Annotated in this window: 11 protein-coding genes; 2 read left to right on the top strand and 9 right to left on the bottom strand. The window is 63.6% G+C overall.

All coding sequences use genetic code 11. The annotated features are described in order from the left end of the window. Positions 1–250: 250 nt before the first annotated feature. Positions 251–2,767 carry a calcium-binding protein gene (locus ACZ1J6_RS01245; RefSeq protein ID WP_134095953.1) on the top strand — a complete coding sequence of 839 codons (2,517 nt, stop codon included), beginning with the start codon at positions 251–253 and terminating at the stop codon, positions 2,765–2,767. A gap of 43 nt (positions 2,768–2,810) precedes the next feature. Then, positions 2,811–3,038, top strand: coding sequence for a hypothetical protein (locus ACZ1J6_RS01250; protein WP_465127379.1), 228 nt, complete (start codon positions 2,811–2,813; stop codon positions 3,036–3,038). A gap of 214 nt (positions 3,039–3,252) precedes the next feature. Here the strand turns inward: ACZ1J6_RS01250 and ACZ1J6_RS01255 are convergent, their stop codons facing one another. The 9 genes from ACZ1J6_RS01255 to proP form a co-directional block, all read right to left on the bottom strand. After that, a complete protein-coding gene (locus ACZ1J6_RS01255; RefSeq protein WP_134095955.1) occupies positions 3,253–3,798 on the bottom strand; it encodes a calcium-binding protein in 546 nt (181 codons plus the stop codon). A gap of 486 nt (positions 3,799–4,284) precedes the next feature. After that, on the bottom strand, positions 4,285–6,951 hold the full coding sequence (locus ACZ1J6_RS01260) for a S8 family serine peptidase (protein WP_134095956.1): 2,667 nt from the start codon (positions 6,949–6,951) through the stop codon (positions 4,285–4,287). 509 nt (positions 6,952–7,460) lie between these two features. Then, the gene (locus ACZ1J6_RS01265) at positions 7,461–7,925 is read right to left on the bottom strand and encodes a hypothetical protein (protein ID WP_134095957.1); all 465 of its coding nucleotides are present in this window, start codon (positions 7,923–7,925) and stop codon (positions 7,461–7,463) included. A 381-nt stretch (positions 7,926–8,306) separates the two neighbouring features. Then, positions 8,307–9,950: a glycoside hydrolase 5 family protein gene (locus tag ACZ1J6_RS01270; protein ID WP_134095958.1), complete on the bottom strand. Its 1,644-nt coding sequence runs from the start codon at positions 9,948–9,950 to the stop codon at positions 8,307–8,309. Positions 9,951–10,108: 158 nt separating this feature from the next. Then, entirely contained in the window at positions 10,109–11,398 is a 1,290-nt protein-coding gene (locus tag ACZ1J6_RS01275; protein ID WP_134095959.1) for a polysaccharide pyruvyl transferase family protein, read from the bottom strand. A 13-nt stretch (positions 11,399–11,411) separates the two neighbouring features. Next, on the bottom strand, positions 11,412–12,764 hold the full coding sequence (locus ACZ1J6_RS01280; protein WP_243841237.1) for an FAD-dependent oxidoreductase: 1,353 nt from the start codon (positions 12,762–12,764) through the stop codon (positions 11,412–11,414). A 1,214-nt stretch (positions 12,765–13,978) separates the two neighbouring features. Then, positions 13,979–15,034, bottom strand: a complete 1,056-nt coding sequence (locus tag ACZ1J6_RS01285; RefSeq protein ID WP_134095960.1) for a Ros/MucR family transcriptional regulator — start codon at positions 15,032–15,034, stop codon at positions 13,979–13,981. Positions 15,035–15,279: 245 nt separating this feature from the next. Further along, a complete protein-coding gene (locus tag ACZ1J6_RS01290) occupies positions 15,280–17,547 on the bottom strand; it encodes a glycoside hydrolase family 3 N-terminal domain-containing protein (RefSeq protein WP_134095961.1) in 2,268 nt (755 codons plus the stop codon). Positions 17,548–17,706: 159 nt separating this feature from the next. Then, a complete protein-coding gene (gene proP / locus ACZ1J6_RS01295) occupies positions 17,707–19,152 on the bottom strand; it encodes a glycine betaine/L-proline transporter ProP (RefSeq protein WP_243841238.1) in 1,446 nt (481 codons plus the stop codon). Between the last annotated feature and the right edge of the window lie 329 nt (positions 19,153–19,481).

Genomic DNA, 19,481 nt, shown 5'->3' on the forward strand with positions numbered 1-19,481 from the left:
TCTTGCAGCGCGAACATCTCCGAAATCGACGTAACGGCCCGCAGTTCAACAGGAAGCATGGCCATTATCGATGTTTGTTGCAGCATAACGGCCGTCCAATCGGCGGAAAGCGCAGTATCTATAAGTAACAATACGTGATCGGTACGGAACAGTCTGTCAGGAGAGATGTTCGCGCGGATAACCATGCACTTACATCGATTGGTACTGTCTGCGGCGCATCTGGAGCGAAACCATTCCACGAGGCCGTTTCATGACTATCGTTCTGGGTGCGCAAACCCATTTCAGCCAGGGTTGGAGCCCCTCTCTGCTCGATGCCGCAGCAACGCTTGGCGCCGAGGCCATTCGCGACAGCATTCCCTGGGGCGCCGTGGAGACGGCGGCCGGTCGCTACGACTTCACGGTGCCGCAGGCCGCCTGGCTCGATCGGGCGCTGGGACAGGGGCTCTTCGTCACGCTGACTTTCGCCCATGCCAATGCTCTCTATGACAAGGGTTTCACCGTCTACAGCGATGCGGGCCGGCAGGCATTTGCCGACTTCGTCGTCGCCACTCTGAAGCGCTATCCCGGCGTAGGCGCGATCGAGATCGGCAACGAATACAATTCGAACTCGTTCGTTACCGGCCCGATCGCCACTGCTTCGGCCGCCGAGCGTGATGACTACTATGCCAAACTGGTCTCCGCGGTAGATACCGCGCTTGGCAAGGCCGGCATCGAGGTGGAAATGGTAGGCGGGGCAACCCATTCCATTCCGGTCGATTATTTTGCCGATCTCAAGGCGTTGGGGACGCTGGATCTTCTCGACGCGATATCGATCCACCCCTACACGACGCCGCCCGAGCAGTTTGCCGACCAGATCGGCGTGCTGCGCGGCGTGATCGGCAATCGGATCGAGATCCGCGTTACCGAGTTCGGCGGCAATTTTGCTTCCCTGGATGAGGCGCCCGCCTATCTGGCCAAGATGCTCAGCGTCATGGGGGCGGCCGGGATCGAAAGCGCGAGTTGGTATGCCCTGGCGCGGCAATCCTATTTTCCGAACATGGAGCTGTGGAACACGGCTGCGGGGCAGGCCACGCCGGCTGGTGAGGCCTTCCAGTTCCTCGACGGCCTGTTGGCAGGCGCCCCGACGATCGCGCGAGTGGCCACCGATGATTTCACCTACTTCTATACCTTCGGAGACAATGCGGCGGTGCTCTGGGGGCAGACCGGCTCGGTTTCCCTGGCCCCGGGGGTTGCCGCCTACGATCTGGAGGGGAACCGCATCGCCCAATTCGATGGAAGGATTTCGGCAGACCAGCCGATCATCCTGAAGTCCGAAGGCGCGATCTCGGCTGCATCGGTGGCCTTTCATGCCGGGGCGCTCGTCGCGGACAGTTTCGACCAGTTCGACGTGACCAACAAGGATGCCGCCGGCACCGGTTTCGAAGGCCCCTGGTCCTACTTCACCCGGTCGGGAACGGGGCAGACGACGGCTCTCCAGACCATGGGCGGAGGCTTGAAAAGCGGGGAACCCTGGACGCCCTACCTGGGATCGCAATGGCTCCGCCCGCTAGAGGTCAATGCGACCACCGTGACGCCCGTGGACTTTTCCGGCGGGACCAGTGCCGCCTCGCGCTATGCCGTCCTGGAGCGATATACGTCTCCCGTGGCCGGTCTCTTCACGATCAAGGGCGACTACGACGTGGGCGACCAGTCCAAGGATGGCATCTATCTCACCGTGACCGTCAATGATCTGCAGATCCTGCAGCAGCACGTCTACGATCCGGCCCACGGCAATCGCTATAGCTTCAGTCTCGACCATGTCAGGCTGGCGGCGGGCGACCGGGTGGAGTTCACGGTATCGTCGGGTGCCAATGCGACCGGCGACGCCACTGCCCGGCATATCCAGATATTCTCCGAGGCGCCGGCGCTCGCGGCGATGGCCGAGGTCCCTGCTGCGGACTGGAGCAATGCCAAGGCAGGCGTTCGGCTGGATCTGGCGGCGGCGAGTGCGGTGGTCGATGGCAGGAAAGTCGCCGTGAGCGCGTCCGACGCGATTGGCTCCAGCCACAACGACATCCTTTCGGGCGATGCTCGCGGCAACCACCTGGAGGGCGGCGCGGGAGACGACCGTCTGCTGGGGCTCGATGGGGATGACGTCCTGATCGGCGGAAGCGGCGCGGATCGTCTGGACGGCGGGCACGGGGCGGATCGCATGGAGGGCGGAAGCGGGGACGACACGTATTATGTCGACAACGTTCGGGACCAGGTCATCGAGCACATGGCGGGAGACGGCGTCGATACGGTCCGTTCCGATGTGGACTTCGTTCTGGGCGACTGGATCGAGCATCTCTATCTGACCGGCACCGATGATATCGACGGAACCGGAAATGCGCTGCCGAACATCATCTATGGCAATGACGGTGCCAACGTGATCTCGGGCGGTGGCGGTGCGGACAAGTTGCAGGGCGGAGCGGGGGCGGACGTGTTCCTGTTCGACGTGCTGGAATCCGGCCGAAACGCCGATATCATCCTGGATTTCACGCATGGCGTGGACCGCATCGCCATCGACCGGGATGCCTTCCCAGGCATCGCTGGCTGGTCGGCGGGCGTTGTGGAGGGCTTTGGAATCGGAAATCAGGCGACGAGACCCGACATGCACCTGTTCTACGATCCCGCGATCGGCATGCTCTACTACGATGCGGACGGCGACGGTGCGGCCTCTGCAGTTGCCTTGGCCAGTCTGCGCGGAAAGCCGATGATCGATGCGACCGATGTCATCCTTTTCTGATCCGCGCGGCCCGGCGGCGACCGACGGCCTTGCGGAGGCCAGGATGCACCGGACTGCCGCCGTGCCGGAGGGGGCAGTGCCTCGATCTTCACCCTGGGCGGCAGCGCATCGCGGACGGGATCCCGGCGAGCGCGCGCGCCTCTGTCGTTCGACGGCAGCACTGGAGCATGTCTTTGCAAGCGAGGAGCCGCGGCGACCGATGCTGGGGCTGGCGGTGGCGGCAAGTCTTTCCGCCTTGGCCTGGGGCTGCCTGCTGACGCTCCTGATCTGAGGTTCAGGTCTGGATTTCACTGCCCCGGTGTCAGGCGGTGTCTCCAAGGCATACTGAGTTTCTGCTTAGCCTTGGACCGCCTATCCGCGCTTGGACAATGCCGAGATAGGGCCGCCGTTGGGCGACATTCGCGCGCGCCGCGCGCCCCGCCCTATGGACACGAAGAACCGGAGAAGGATGGGCCTTCTCCGGTTCTTGTCGTGTGCCTTGGGTGTCAGGCGACGAGAATGTCCGCATCGACGAGGTGGACGTCGTAGAGCATTACCGAAGTGCTGCCGTAGGTCAGGATGGTATTGTCTCCAAAGAACGAGATCGAATATCCGGCACCTTCCGTCAGCTGGACTTTGTCGATGCCCTGTTCGAAATCGAACACTTTGTCCGACCCATCGTCCTTGTCGAACTGGAAGATGTCGGAGCCGGTTACGGACGGGTCGTTGGGGTCGTCGCCATAGAGCACGTCGTTGTCGGCACCACCCTGGATGATGTCGTCTCCGGCGCCGCCATAAAGGCGATCGTCGCCGCCGCCGCCGTGGAGCGTGTCGTTGCCGTCGCCGCCGCGCAGCTTATCCGGCGAACCCTGGCCCCAGAGAATGTCGTCACCCTCGTCACCATAGAGATTGTCGCTGTTCGCGCCGCCCTGGATGATGTCGTTGCCGCCATTGCCGTGCACGGTATCGTTGCCCTGGCCGGACAGGATTTCGTCATTGGCCGAAGTGCCCGACAGGATATCACCAATCGAAGATCCATCAATTATTGCCACGGGATGTTCCTTCCGAAAATCGTTGAGTCATGAATCGCGATAATTCGACGACGATTGTGCCGGCTTCCCGATTATCTCTTCAGCAAATCACGCCCACTCAAGAGACTTGGCGAAGTTCCCCTGTTGCCCAATTCCCGTTTGGTGGATCTGGAACAGCAATTCGACCTACTCTCTATCGTGACAGACGAATACTCCGTATCTTGATGGAGTGGCAATAGAATAAATCATCATGACGGCGCTGATAGTGCAGTATTAATTCGTTACGGATCTAATACTAAGTATAATTGCTTGGATCATGCCGTACCTGTCTATGTGGAAACAGGCCTGTTCAAGCGCTTGGTTGAGACGATACAGCTTTCGGCCTGTCCGATACGGACGAGGATTGTTCTGCGGAAACGGAAAAAGGGCCCCGATCGATCGGGGCCTTTTCCTTGGCTGCATCCTGCCGGAGCGTCGGGGCGATGCCGCGAGAGGGTAGCCGGATTCTCAGGCCCATAGCAGGCCGGCGTCGGTGTCGGCCATGTGCAGGCCGTCCATGCCGGTGCCTTTCAGGCGGGCCAGGAGGTGGTCTCCGGCCTCGTCATGCATTTCGAGATAAGTGCTGCCGGCGCTGGTGACGATGTCGAACGTGGCACTGTTCCCGGCGCCGGTGATGAGGATCCGGTCGCCTTCGGCGGCATTGAAGTCGTAGATCGTGTCCATGGCCGAAAGGTCGGCGGAGTCGAACACGAATGTGTCCGCGCCGGCTTCGCCATAGATACGATCCGCGCCGGTGCCGCCGAAGATCCAGTCGTTGCCCGCGCCGCCCATGATCGTGTCCACGCCTCCGTCTCCGTAGAGGTAGTCGTGCCCCTCGTCGCCGTAGATCGTGTCGTCGCCGTTGCCGCCGTGAATGCCGTCATCGCCGGCCATGCCGCGCAGCTTGTCGGCGCCGTCCATCCCGTCGATCCGCTCGCCTGCCGCGGTTCCCGTCAGGCGGTCGTCGGCGGCCGTGCCGTTGAGGCTGGCGGCATAGACGTGATTGGCGTCGCCGTAAGGGCTGGTTGCGGCATGCTCCGTCGGCGTGCCGGAAGCGGGGGTTTCGACGGTGACGCCGGAGCCGCCGCCCGCAGGCTCGGACGGAACTTGCGAGACGGGCTGCCCGGCCGAGACGCCGCCTGCGGCCAGCAGCTTGGCCAACTGGTCGTAGGAATAGGTCCCGTCCGAGAAGGTGAAGCTTTCCACGTTGCACACGCTCGACACTTCGCCCGCCTTGGCGGAGATCAGCAGCGCGCCCGAGGCGGACATCGATCCGGCGATCTTGGACACCGCGCAGTTCAGCACCAGGCTGTCCACGCCTTGTCCGCCGTCGATCCTGTCGTTGCCGAAGCTGAAATAGATCACGTCGTTGCCACGCCCGGCGTTCAGGGTGTTCGCGGCACTGCTGCCGATCAGCGTATCGTTGCCGTCACCCGTGTAGAGGTTTTCGATCGTGTTCGCCGTCAGCGAGAGCGTGACGCCGGCGATCGAGCTTGCCTTGGCCGCCGTCAGGTCGACGACGGAGTTCGTCGTCACGGCTGCCGCGTTGATCGTGTCGATGCCGGCATTCACATCCTGCAGGACGCTGCGGTGGGCTAGATCGTCACCCTGATAGAGCACGCCGAATTCGTTGGTGTAGATATACGTGTCGTTCTTCGAGACGGCTGCGTCGCCCATCAGGGTCAGGGTGGCGCCCTTGAACTTTCCGTTGAGCGGCACGCCGGTCTTTTCCGTGGCTGCGGGATCACGGTTGTAGATGTCCACCTTCCAGGTGCCGGCGGAATCCTCGCCCATCGATGCGACCGAGCTGAAGGTGAAATTGCGGATGCTGCCCACGCGCGTCTCGGTTGGAAGGTCGTAGACGAGACGGACCTGGGTGCCGTCCGGCGATGTCAGGTAGACGTCGATGTCGCCGGAATTCAGCCAGTTGAGATCGATGGAGAGCTGCACATGCTCAAGGTTGACGGCGTCGGTGATCGGAATGTCCAGCGAGATGTGGTCGTTTGAACCGGCCACCAGCGTCTGCGCCGAGGCGACGGTCTTGCTGACGCTGGCCATGTTCGCGAAAGTCTGCTGCTGGTCCCAGGTCTCGGCCAGGCGGACGGCGTCGTGGACGTTGAGGAAGCCGTAGCCGAAGGCGTCGCTGAAGTGCAGGCCGCCGCCGTTGAAGTTGTCGGCGCCGTTGGTGCGCCAGCCGTCGCCGAAGTTGGCGCTGTCGCTCAGGCCGACGCGGTGTGCGGAATAGGCCAGGATTTCCTGTACGTCGCGAAAGCCCAGGTTGGGGTTCGCCTGGAGCATGAGGCCGACCGCGGCCGAGACCGCAGGCGCGGCGAACGAGGTTCCGTTCACGCTTTCGTAGCGGTCGTTCAGGGTGGTCGTCATCACATCGCGCCCGGCGGCGGATACTAGCACGTTGGCGCCCAGGCTGTTGAAGGAAGAGGGGCTGCCGTCACTGTCGACCGCGCCCACGGCGATCGCGTAAGGCGAATTCTGGAAGTTGTGATAGTTGGAGATGCCGGTCGTCCCGGCATTGCCCGCCGCGAAGACTACGGAGGTGCCCAGGCCGCCGCGACCTTCGGAAACGGCGTGGACCAGCGCGGCCTTGTATTCGGGATTGACCGCGAAATTGTCGGCAAAGTTCTCGACGAAGCTCCAGCTGTTGTTGGCAACATCGACCGCCGCGGACTTTTCCAGCGCCGCGGCGATCTGGCCGGCCGCATTGGCAGCGGCATAGTCGACGCCGTAGCCGACCAGAGTGGCGCCCGAGGCTATGCCCACGGTGCCCACGCCGTTGCCGGCCTCGGCTGCGATCACGCCCGCGACAAGCGTGCCATGCGATGCAGGAAGCGCGGTGGCGCTGATTGCGACGTTGTCCGTGCCGGACGCGAAATTAAAGTCGAGCGCGGTATTGTAGGCCTTCTTCAGATCGGTGTGGCGAAAGTCGATCTGGGTGTCGATCACGCCAATCTTCACGCCCGCGCCATTGTAGTCCTTCCAGACGGAATAGGCATCGATGCTCAGCTTCGAGCGGGTTGATCCGTCAAGATACCACTGCTGCTTTTCAAGAAGATCGCCGTAATACGGGGTGAGACTTGCGGCGCCCGAAACAGAATTGCTATTGGTCTTGGTGCTCATGGCTCGAAACTCGCTATTGTCCAAATAGGTTCGATGAAATTCGGACCTGAATGGATCGGAATGGGGTGTTCAGCGAGGAGCGTTTTTGCGGAATAAAACTAATTACGGGCTTCTTGGTGCAGTAAATTGAAATTAGGTTTCGCCAGTGCTGTATCTGTACGATTTGTTTCTAGGATTTAGGTATTATTCCGGGTAATTTAGAATCGACGAGCCGGTCGCCGCGGTTTTCTTCAATGGGGACAGGCGATTGGCAGTGCCGCGAGAAAGCTGGCGTTAACCATAGGGCCGGCTGGCCGCCGATTTTGGTGCTTCCGGCAAGGAATTCGAGACGCAAATCTACGCAGAATTCCGCGGCGCTCGGGACTAAGGAGTTGGACTTAGGCGAACAGATTTTTTCAGTCTGCGGCGTTTGCGGGCCCTGCGAAATGGGCGAGCCTTGATATGAGCGTTGAATGTCCGGGATCGCCCGAAAAGGCGGATGCTTCCGTCCCAGGCTTGGCCAACTCCGGCTAGGAGAGGTGATCGAGGCGCTTTATGCGCGCCAGGTCCTTCGGACGGCCGAACCTCTGAAACATCCCGCGAAGTTCCTGCAACTCCGGTACGAAAATCGTGATGGCGCCGATGGTTACGGCGCGGCGGGTGGCGGGCAGCATGGGTCGCCACACTCCATCCAGATCGCGCAAGACGAAGTTTGCCATGAATTCGGCAACCAGTGGGCAGGCTTCCCATCGGCCAAAGATCTCGGATCGGAAGCGTGGGTGGTTCGATTGAGGCTCCTGCGCGATACCGATTCGGGCGGACAGGCGCTTGGCATCGTCGATACTGAGCATGACATCCACGTCCGAGACAGTGATTGGCTGCGCTCCGTGGATCGCTGCAGCCGCGCCGGAAATGATCCACCAAGGGTCGCGAGCGTCCGCCAAGATCGATCCCACGGCGACAATGGTTTCGTGAAGTGGATCGGGCAGTGTCATTCCATGACGGTTGCCCGATTGCACTGCCGGCTGCAAGCGGACGATAGTGGCGAGGCGGGGCGTGTTCCGCTGTCTTCAGGGCTTCGCCGATGTCGTCTGAACCTTGTCATAAGTCCATCGCGGCGCCGCTCAGGCTTCGTTCGGTCCGCTGGGAAGTTTGCTCATCGCGGTTCCGGAACAACCGTTGGCCTGGGGTCCTGAAACAAGTTCAGGATGACGGGGCGGCCCAGCGCTTCAACCAGTGCTCCGTCGCGGGGCCCAGGGCGGTTGAATGTTTGAGCCCCTTGGACAAGGCTTGTGATCCGGCCCTGTCCGCAGTGTTTCGGGCATACTGCTGCGCCGCCTGGCCGAAAGCGCCTGTCGTGCGCTAGAATCAAGGTTTCATCGCATGATCGGCAGCTTTTGTCCTGTGCTGGGTCGGCCTGAAGGACAGGCCGCAGGATCGAACACACGTATGCGGTATCGGGTGGCGCTGTCTCGCGCCGTGCCATTCCACCCGATCGAGAAAGTCAGGCTCCGACCAGCCTGGGCCTGAACTTGCCTATCGAACAGGAAATGGGGCGCTTGCTGGATAAGCGATACCTGCCCGTCATTTACCGAGAATGAAATTGCCGCACCGGCCGCACCGGGATTTGCCGCCGTGAATTCGCCGACGATGTGCAGAGTCCGGGTATGGGCAGACCTATTTTCCAGCAGCAGTTCTGCTCCGGGACCTGGCAAAGCGAGGTCTGCCGCGAGCCGCGGAAGCGCGGCGTCTTTTCGACCGAGATAGGGCGTCCAGGGCACGCCGTCGTTCTGCTGACCGGGCATGGTCGCAAGGGGCACCCTTCCCGTGGCCGTCTGCGCGTAAGCCGTGAAGCCAGGCGGAGCACGGGATGGCCGGACTGGGTCATCGGGAAATGTGAAGCCCAGAAAGCTGTCGGCAACAAGGGGAGAGCAATCGAGACTCACGTTCTCGCCAAGAACCAATGGCTTGCGGCCCCGGAGTATCAGAACCCGGGTTTCGTCGAGCTTGAGACCCGCGTTATCGATCCGAGCGCCCGTGGCGTCGAGGGCCGTCACGGCGACCGGGTCCAGCCGGATGGCGCGCGGCGCTCCCCAGACCGCCCAGAGGTTCGGCCCGAAAGCGTGGATGAATGTAAAGGGATCGGGGCTGAGATTGCGCGCTGGCATCGACGTGAGCTGCTCGGTCACGAACCGAAACGCGCGGCCTGCCGTGGTTGGTGTTCCGTCCCGGCGCAGTAGCGGGACGAAACCGTCTCCCCGCTCTCCCAGCGGATACCAGTCCATTTCGGCCGCGCCCAGCGACGCAAGGGTCGCGTAGGAACGCACGAGTTCATCCGGCGCCGTCTGCGGATTTTGGCTTCCGAATTCCGTGATGTGGAGGGGCTGGTTCCGCAAGGCGCTCTGGCGCCGAAGCACGCCGATCTGCGCCGGCAACTGGTCGATCGGCGTCGTATAAGGATGGAGCGCCAGACCTTGCAGGTATCCCGCGCCGGGGGCGTCCAGCAGCGGCCAGAGAAACCCGCCCGGCAGCGAGTGTACCGATCCGCCGATCACGCGAACTCGGGCATGGGCCGACCTCACGCCCTCGGCGGCGCTGCCCACCATGGCCAGATGGTAGGCCCTTCTGCCTGCAAGATCGGCGTTCTTCACCGGCCCGTTTACGAAGTTGGCGCCGTTGATCTCGTTGCCGACCTCGATAGTGTCGATCGCCGGATAGCGTTTCACCAGTTCAGACACGAAGCGGCTGAAGGCCGCCAGAGCTTCGGGCGAATGGGGCGTCTGTCCGCCGTCATAGAGTGGGTTGCCCCAATTGAGCGTTACAGTCAGCCGGGCGCCGCCGGCGGCCAGTCGCTCGGGAAACCGGGTCATCGGCGTCTCGAAGGTATATTGCCCCTTGGTCTTCTCGACATCCGCCCAGCGAATGCTGTCGCGCCAGTTCGTCAGGGGAAGAGCCAGTGCGGCCGAGAACATCGCTCCGTTCCAGCCCTGCGAGAAGTTCGAGGCCGCTCCGAGCCGCATCGGTGCAACAGGGGAGGCCTGCTCCGGCGAAATGATTGCCCGGGGCCTAGTGGTCAGCGCGCCTATCTCGATACGGTGACGCACTGGCCGGAGAGGCGCCTGCCAAGCGGCAACCAAAGCTGCCATGGCGGCCAAGGCAAGGGCAGCAAACCTCAAGATCATGCCTTCATTACGGCCTGAATGATTTCGGCATGGAGCATGGCGACACCTGCGCGTGCCTGCTCCATGACGGCAGCGTGCGCCTCTGCTTCAATGCCGCAGGCCATCGCCCTGCCGAGCAAAGCGCCAGCGGCCTGGGGAGAGGTGTTGAACGGGTCGATCAGCCAATCGCCGCGCGCAACGGATTGGACGAAGGAATCGAGTTTCGTATCCCATTGCAGCGCCACGAAGGGGACGCGGTACGAATAGGACGCAATAACGGCATGCATTCGGAACGCGACCAGGCCCTGGAAGCCGCCGATCAGGATTGCAAGTTCGGCGGGTGTTTCGGGTTGGGCATGGGAAAATCTCTCGGACCACGTGCTGGACTGGAGCGCCGCCCGGACGCGGAGCGCGCAAGCACGGTCTTCGGGGCTCCCGTTGGTGAATAACCTGACCTCATGCCCGGCGATGGCGAGTTCCTGCGCAAGATCGCAGTACCAGCGCTCCAAGCCGCCGGTCTCAACCGGCTGGCTGGAGTGGTAGCGTACGGCGACGGGGCTGGTGATATTGAGCCCTATGACGCTTCGGCCCGTCCGGGTCGGCAGTGCTTTCATTCCCGATTCGTATCGATAGGATGCAAGCAAGCCGGGATCGGGGACCACCAAAGCCGGCAAGCCGTGAGCGTCCCCGAATTCGGCGTTCCACAACAGGCGAGAGCGTTCGTCTCGCAGGAACACGCCGCGTACCACGCCTCGTTCCAGCGCCCGGCGCATGCGTGCATGGCCCTCTCGGCTCCAACCCGAGGACATGCCGCAGCCATAGATGAAGGCCGGCAGGCCGCGTTGCTCTGCGGCCCGTATGGCCAGCGCGATCTTTGTCGGAAAATTGAGATCGAGATCGACGATCAGATTGCCGCCACCGATGACCACGCATTCCGCGCCGAGCAGCGCGGCACTATAATGCGGTTGCCATCGGCGGCGCGACTGGATTGCGAGCGGCAGGCGCACGGAAAGCTGTCTGACGGGGGGGGGCAGCATGTGCAGCGCCCGGATCAGCGCGCCGCGTTGCGCCGGGCCGGGGCCATACGCTTTTCGTCCTGCCAGATCAACCGAGCGGGTGTCGGCATGGGCGCCGCAATCGATCAGGGCCTGTTCGAGGCATTCTGAAAGCAGGCCGTCGCCCAGGTTCGGGCTGTACTTTACGTTGAAGATCCTCACGCGGAGCGGATTGCTCCGCGCGCCGTCCTGTGATGGATTGAAGTCTCGCGGGACGCCTGGAAATTCCTGCGCGGCAATTGAATAGGTCATCGCTGCAAGGTCCTCATGCGGCCAGCTCCGAAGGGCGGGCGGCGGCCTGTGCCATGCCGAGGTGGCGCGAAACTTGCGCGATCACGCCGGTGGAGGTGGGGAGGTATTCGAAGCGACCCTGACGGCCTACGGTAATGACTCCGGCTTGAGCGATCCGTTCCAGCACCGCGTCGACCGTCTTTCGGGCGCCGATGCGGTAGAGCGGATAGCAGCTCTCGACATGGTCGTGGCCCTCCAGGCGCAGGCCTCGGGCGAGGCCGAGTTGCTCTGCATGGGAGCGAAATGCCTCGAAGGTGGATTGCGGATCGTGCGGGGATCCGGGTGCCAGTGTGGTTTCAACCGAGAAGTAACGCCTCGCGATGGCGGGGTCGGGATAGAGACGCGAATAGATCGTGGCGCGCTTCCATGCGCCATCGGCGTGAAAGTTGAAAAGGACGTTTCCGGTATCGGGCCTTAGCCAGTCGGCGGAAATGTAGAGCGTGGTCATGTCGAGGCTGTTGAGGTTCGAAGACTGGGAGAAGAGAGCGCGGTGGAGCGTATCGAGGGGCACTGTACTGACGACGACCCCGGCCGTGCGAGTGCTGCGGTCGGTTTGAACCTTGAAGATGGGACTATCCTTGCGGAGCGACAACAGGCGTTCGCCGAATGCAAAGGTCGCGCCGCGAGAAACGAGATGCCGAACTATGGGATCGAACAGTGCGTCGAAGCCTTGGCGCGGTCTGACGCGCATCGGCCAGTGTTGTGCGGAGTGGTGCAACTTTTGGGAGAAAATCGCGCGCGCTGCGCTGCGGGCCAAGTTGCTCGTACGCGAGAAACGTTCGATGATTGCCATGCGGCGAAAGAAGAACTCTTCGTCTATCTCGCTGGGGCAAACGTGGTGAAACCGAGTGACATAATGTTCCAGCCCGGTATCGGCGAAGAAACGATTGCCCAATCGCTTGCGGCAAAGCGTGTCGAGGGAGCCGTCCGGCGTCAGACGAAGGCGTGAGGCGAGGAGATCCAGCACTGAGGCTGCCAGGCGCGGTGCGGATTGACGGAGCAGGTCACGCGGCTCGATCGGATAGAGCAGGACCGATCCGTCGGGCGCGACCCGTCGCTGAATGCTTGAGACTTTCGGGCAGAGCTCCCGCAGCGATGGGGCGAGATCGAAGATCCGGGCGGTTTCTTCGTAGAATATGCTGCCGACGTCGAAAGTATAGGCCCCGATCTGTCGGCTGCGGTGTGTGCCGCCGGCGCGATTCTGCTGATCGAGAACCAGAACGTCATGACCGGCATCCAACAAGTGTGTGGCGGCGGCAAGACCCGCGACGCCTGCTCCCAGGACGATGACGGTTTCCGCTGGTGCCGGGAGCGGGCGCTCGCTCACAGGGAGGTCGCGGCTGTGCAATCGACACTATGGCGGGGCCGGACGGGTTCATCCATCAATATGATGGGTATGTGCCCAAGACAATTACCGAGGGCGGGGGGCAGGGGAACGTTCGGTCGCGATCTCATTGTTTCCTCACGTTTGCTGGACTACGCTTCAGTAGCGATGCGGTTCAGTTATACTGTTTCGATCCATCGCCGCAATTCGATCAGAAACCGTTTTGGCGGAGTAGATCGGTATTGGATGCTTCTCCAAAAAGAGCGATTTACTGAGTTAGAGCGGCTCTATACGTCGAGTGGGGAATGATTGGTGTCTGTCTGAATCGGTCGCCGATATGGTGAGGGGAATGGGAAACGCATGGCGATCGCAATAGCGCGGAAGCGTAGCCTCAGAGCGGAAGCGGTCGGTGCCTCTGGCGAAGAGACTTGGATTGGGGCGACCGACAGTAACTTCTTTCTGGTCCATGGAGGCTAGGTACGGTTCGTCGAAAGGTCAGTATTCGGGAATGCAACGTCGTGTGCCGCGCAAGTTACCAGCTATTCTATCCCGGATGCGGGTCTTCGGCCACTTGTTGCGAGGTCTGACAGGCCGCCTAGAGGGGCCTCGGCGGTTCAGGCGGGCTGGGCGGGCGCGAGTAGGCAGGCATGGCGGCTGGCACCGGCAAGCCGCCGTCTGCAAGCTAGCGTTCGGACGTTGTCGCCTGCGAGTGCGCGTCAGCAGGTTAGCGTCCGCGTAATGGCTCACGCGGCGGGCGCGGTTTGCGGGTGGCAGGTCGCGAGGCATGGAAAGCTGCGGGGCAGGTCGCCGACGGTTCGGGGCGCGGTGCGAGCAAGCGTGCACGGCGTGGCGGCGGCAAGCTCGCGCGCACAGGATTTTGGCCGCGGCGGTCGCGTTCCGGACGGCTGGTTGTGAAACCCGGTAGGCTACGGAGGAAGGTGCGGACAGTTTGGATGCAGGGCCGGCGCTGGCGGGCGTCTATCGCGGTTGGCTCCAGAAGGCATGCGTCTGGAAGTCGGCGCTCGCAAGTGCATGTCTGCGGGTTAACGGCCGCAACATCGTGGTCGCGGCGGTCGCGGTTTCCGTGCACGGCGGCGGGGATCGGGAGGCCGGGAGGGGTACGGCAACCAGCGAACGTCGCACGATGCAGACCTGAGGGCGGCAATCGTAGGGAGGCACGCGGCCCGGCAGGGTTTGTGCCTGCCGGGCCTGGCGTTTTACTCCGGCTGGTTGGCCGGCTTGGCGGGTTCCGTCTTCGCTGCAGTGTTGCGCGGGGCGGAGGACGTCTTGGTTGCGCTCGACTTGGCGGTGCCGGTCGATGCGGACTTGCTGCGCTTGGGCTTGGCAGGTGCTGCAGGCTTCTTTGCGGCATTCGCGGGATCGCCCGCAGGGGCTGCAACTTTCGCTGCGGGCTTGGCGGTGGCTGGGGCTGCCGGTTGAGCGGCCGGCGCAGTGGTCGCTCCGGTTTCAGCCGGCTTGGCTGCCGAAGCAGCAGTGGCGGCGGGCTTGGCGCTCTTCGGCTTGGCTGGTGCGGCCTTCTTGGCCGCGTCAGGCTTAGCGGCGGTCTTGGCGGCAGCAGGCTTGCCCGGCTTCGATGCCGACTTGGCAGCGGGCTTTGCTGCCGGGGTGGAGGTTACCGGAGCTTCTGCCGTCTTGGCCGCTTGGGGAGCGGTGCCGCTCTGCGGTTCCCGGGCGAAGCGCTTCTTGCCGCCGCGCGACTTGCTCGCGCTGTCACCCGTGGCCGACGACTTGGCCTTTACTGCCGGAGCCTTGGCTGCGGGCGAAGTCTTGGGCGCTGCCGGAGCAGAGGGAGCGGCCTTCGCTTCGGGAGCGGGCTTGGCGGGCGAGGTTGCGGTTGCCGCGGTGTCGCGCTTGGCGGCACCGGGGCGACCGCCCAGGCCCATGCGCTGGGCGACGGCGCGGCGATGCTCGGAATAGGCCGGGGCGACCATCGGGTAATCCGCTGCAAGGCTATAGCGCGTGCGATATTCGGCCGGGGTCATGCCGTTATTGGCCAGGTGGCGCTTCAGGCTCTTGTAGGGCTTGCCGTCGATCAGGCTGAGGATGTGCTCCTTGGAAGCCAGGCTGTCTTCGACAGACACGGCCGGCTTGTGGACTGCTTCGCCATCGGCGGCCGACTGGCCGGCAAGGGCCGAACGGGTCTGCTCGATCAGGGCGGCCAGTTCGTTGCTGGGCACGCTGTTGTTGGCGACATAAGCGCTCAGCAGTTCAACTGTCAGACGCGTGAGGTCGGGCTGTTCGCTATCGGGCATCACATGCTCCCTTGGAGTTTTGCGAGGAGGATCCTGTAACGCTGTCCTCGCACGATTGACGTAAATAAACAGGAAATCCTTTGCGGGCCAATAGTCAATTTGGAGGGATGCCAGTTGCGGCCCATCCTGACGGCGTTTGGCACAGTGTGCGCGGTCGAATACTATGGTGTCACCGGTTCCATCGCACCGCTTGCTGCAGTGCAACAGGTGCGGCGCCTTGGCCCCGTGCAAACATAGGGCGCGCCCTAGGTCGTCGGTGCCGCGGCATAGAGTTCGATCTGCGAATGCAGTCCTCCTGTCGAGGATTGACCGACCCAGATGTCGAACAGTCCGGGTTCGGCGATCCGGGCGTTGCCGGCGCCGACGAATTCCAAGTCCTTGCGCGCTAATGGGAAACGTAGGGTCTTGCTGTCGCCGGGATCCAGTGTCACGCGCTCCATGCCCTTGAGTTCGCGGATCGGGCGGGTGCGGCTGGCGACGCGGTCGCGCATGTAGAGCTGGACGACTTCGCTGCCCCGTCTACTGCCCTTGTTGGTGATCCTTACCGAGATGTCGACAGTCTCGTCCCAGCGCATGGCGGTGTCCGAAAGCTTGAGGTTCTCCAGCACGAATTCGCTGTAGCTGAGGCCGTGTCCAAAGGGGAAACGCGCGCTGTTGTCGGTGGTGGTGTAGCGGGCGCGATACTCGGTGCGGTTGTCGACGACCGGGCGGCCGGTGGACTTGCGGTCGTAGAAGAACGGTTCCTGGCCCGATTCCCAGGGGAAGCTGACCGGCAATTTGCCCGAGGGATTGACCTTGCCGAACAGCACGTCGGCCACGGCATGGCCCGTCTCGGAACCGAGGAACCAGGTCGCCAGGATGGCCTGGGCATTGGCGACCCCGTCGTGAAGCGCCAGCGCGCGGCCGTGGCGCAGCAGGACGACGACCGGCTTGCCGGTCGCGGTCACGGCATCCGCCAGGGCCTGCTGGGCGGCGGGAATCTCGATGGTCGTGCGCGATTGCGCTTCGCCTGACATGGTCTGCGATTCGCCCAGCGCGAGCAGGACGACGTCTGCCGCCTTGGCCGCGTCCACGGCCTTGGCGATGCCGCCGTCCATCGCATTCTCGATGCCGCAGCCGGGCGTGATCGTCAGCCTGGCCGGGTCTGCCAGCGCTGCGCGCAGACCGCTGGCGATGTCCACGCCCTTGCCCGGGTCCCCGTAGAACGCCCAGGGGCCGTAGACATTATCCTTGTCCTCTCCGAACGGTCCGATCAGGGCGACCTTCTGGCCTTGCGCGGGGTCCAGCGGCAATAGGCCGCTGTTCTTGAGCAGGACGATGGAGCGCCCGGCAGTTTCTCGCGCCAGTTCGCGATGGGCGGGCGTGGCGATGTGAGTGCGTTCCACCTCCTCGTCCAGCGAGCGCCAGGGATTGTCGAACAGGCCCATGGCCATTTTCACATAGAGGATGCGCCGCACGGCCACGTCCACCGTGCCCATCGGCACGGCGCCGCTCTTCACCAGATCGGGCAGGTAGCGGACGTAGAGCCCGCTCTGCATCGACATGTCGACGCCTGCCAGCACGGCAAGGCGCGCGGCGTCGCGTTCGTCTTCGGCATAGCCGTGAGCGATCAGTTCCTCGTCGGCAGTATAGTCCGAGAAGACGAAGCCGCGGAACTCCATCTCGCCGCGCAGGATGTCGGTGAGCAGGGCGCGGTCGGCGGTGGCGGGCACCCCGTTTATCTCGCTGAAGGCCGCCATGGTGGTGAGCGCGCCAGCGGCGAAGGCGGCGGAGAAGGGCGGTAAGTGGGTTTCGCGCAGCGTTTCGTCGCTGATGTCTACGCTGCCGTATTCCAGGCCGCCCGCGACGGCGCCATAAGCGGCGAAGTGCTTGGGGCAGGCGAGGAGCGAGTCGGCGCGGCGCAAGTCGCGGCCCTGGAAGCCGCGTATCCTGGCCGCGGTCAGCAGCGCGGTCAGCGTGACGTCCTCGCCCGATCCTTCGACCACGCGGCCCCAGCGCTGGTCGCGCGCGACATCGGCCATGGGCGCGAAGGTGAGGTGCAGGCCGGCGGCGGTGGCTTCCACGGCCATGGCGCGGGCACTCCGCTCGGCCAGGGCAGGGTCGAACGTGGAGGCTTCGGCGAGGGGTACCGGGAAGATCGTCTTGAGCCCATGGATCACGTCGCCGGCGAAAAGCAGGGGTATGCCGAGGCGGCTTTGCTTGACGGCAAGTTCCTGGGCGCGGCGGGCGCCGGCTACGCCAATGCCGTTGAACAGGCAGCCCACGCGGCCCTTGCGGATCTCTTCCGAGAGGCGCTTTTCGTCCTGGATCCCGGCTTGCGGATTGGGCGGGTTGAAGGGGCGGAAGGCGTCGGCAAGGCAGGTCATCTGCCCCGCCTTTTCCTCGATCGTCATGCGCGCGATCAGCGCGTCCACGCGGCTGACCTCGTCGGCGGCGAACGTGATGCGCGGCAGGCCGAGGGCGGCGGCGCCTCCAAGGATGCCAGAAAGGACGGCGCGGCGATGAATGGTCATGGAAACGAGAACAGGATCCGAGTGATGCAAACGATGCCCCCGGAACGCGGCTAGAGATATTATTGTTGCACTGCGGCACAAAAGCGACCGGCCGGGTGTCGCGTGGGACAACCGGCCGGTCGTGGTTCTGTCAGGCCGGGAAGGCCAAAAACGTTGAGGTCAGGCGGGGCTGGCGATCATGACCGCGGGCCGGGCCTTCGGCGCTTCCGGGGCCATTCCCGGGATGGCGTCGTCCACGGTGACGGGCTGGCCGCTCTTGATGAGGGCGATGGCCTCGCGCCGGTTCTCCACGGCGGGCGGCGAACCGCGAAGCGGCATGCCGGCGGTCTCGCGCACGGTGAGCATCGTCAGGATGCCGATCGCGGCGGCGCCCATCAGGTAATAGGCCGGAACCAGCGGATCGCCGGTGCGGCTGACCAGCCAGGCGGTGACCAGCGGCGTCGTGCCGCCGAACAGCGAGACCGAGAGGTTGAAGGCGATCGACAGGCCGCTGTAGCGCACGGGGGTGTAGAACAGCGCGGGCAGGGTGGAGGGCATCGAACTGGTAAAGCAGACCAGCGCCACGCCCAGCGTCATCAGGCCGAGGAAGATCAGCCAGTCGTTCCCGCTGCCGATCAGCAGCATGCTGGGGATCGACAGGACCATCAGCGCCACGCAGGCGCCGATGATCATCGGCCGGCGGCCGAGGCGGTCGCTGAACAGGCCGCCGACGACATTGAGCGGCATCATCACCAGCATGACCAGGATGATCAGCAGCAGGCCCTTGCTCTCGGCATAGCCCATCGTCACCGTCAGGTAGTTGGGCATATAGGTCAGCAGCATGTAGTCGGTCACGTTGAAGACGAGGACCAGTCCCACGCACTTCAGAAGCTGGCGCCAGTGCAGGCGGAACATGTCCGACAGGCCGGGGCGGTCCGCCTCGCGGGCGTCGACCTGCTCGCTATAGGCCTGGAACGCCGGGGTCTCTTCCAGCTTGAGGCGCATGTAGAGCCCCAGCAGGCCGAGCGGGCCGGCGACCAGGAAGGGCACGCGCCAGCCCCAGGACAGCATGTCCGCATCGCTGAGCGACATCTGCAAGGCCGTGACCGTGCCGGCGCCGGCGATATAGCCGCCGAGCGTACCGAATTCGAGCCAGCTGCCCATCAGGCCGCGCTTCTGGTCGGTCGAATATTCGGCGATGAAGGTGGCGGCGCCGCCATATTCGCCGCCCGTCGAGAAGCCCTGGACGAGCCGGGCCACCAGCAGCAGGGCCGGTGCCGCCAGGCCGATCCGGTCATAGGAGGGAATGAGGCCGATGGCGAAAGTGCCGGCCGCCATCATCACCATGGTCAGGGCCAGGATCTTGTGGCGCCCGTAGCGATCTCCGAGCGGGCCGAACACGAGGCCGCCAAGCGGGCGCACGAGGAAGGCCGCCGCGAAAGTCGCCAGAGTGGCGATGAGCTGAACCGTGGGGTTGCCCGAGGGGAAGAAGACATGGCCGAGCGTGACGGCGATGTAGCCGTAGACGCCGAAATCGAACCATTCCATGGCGTTGCCGAGCGCGGCAGCGCCGACCGCGCGCTTCAGCAGCGAGCGGTCTACCAGGGTAATGTCGTCAATGGCCATTTCACGGCGGGATTTGAACCAGCCGAATTGCGCATGTTGCGCAGCGGCGCCAGATTGCGCATTTCGCGCAACAGGATCGTGCATGTCTGTCTCCGTTCACGCCCGGGCAGGCGCAACGAAGCGGCACCACGATCACCAGGCGAGAGAACGGCCGCAAGGCGGCCGTAAAGGGATGCGATGCCGACAGGGCATCAAGCGGGGGAGGCGCCCCCATAGACAGGTTTGCGGAAAAAGGGGCTGCTAATGGCCGAACCGTGCCTCTGCAGCGATGAGTTGAAAATGCGCACGACTGAGTCGGCGGCGATTGTGCATCGCCGCCGACCAGGTTT

It is taken from the genome of Novosphingobium sp. BL-S-21, assembly GCF_055521655.1.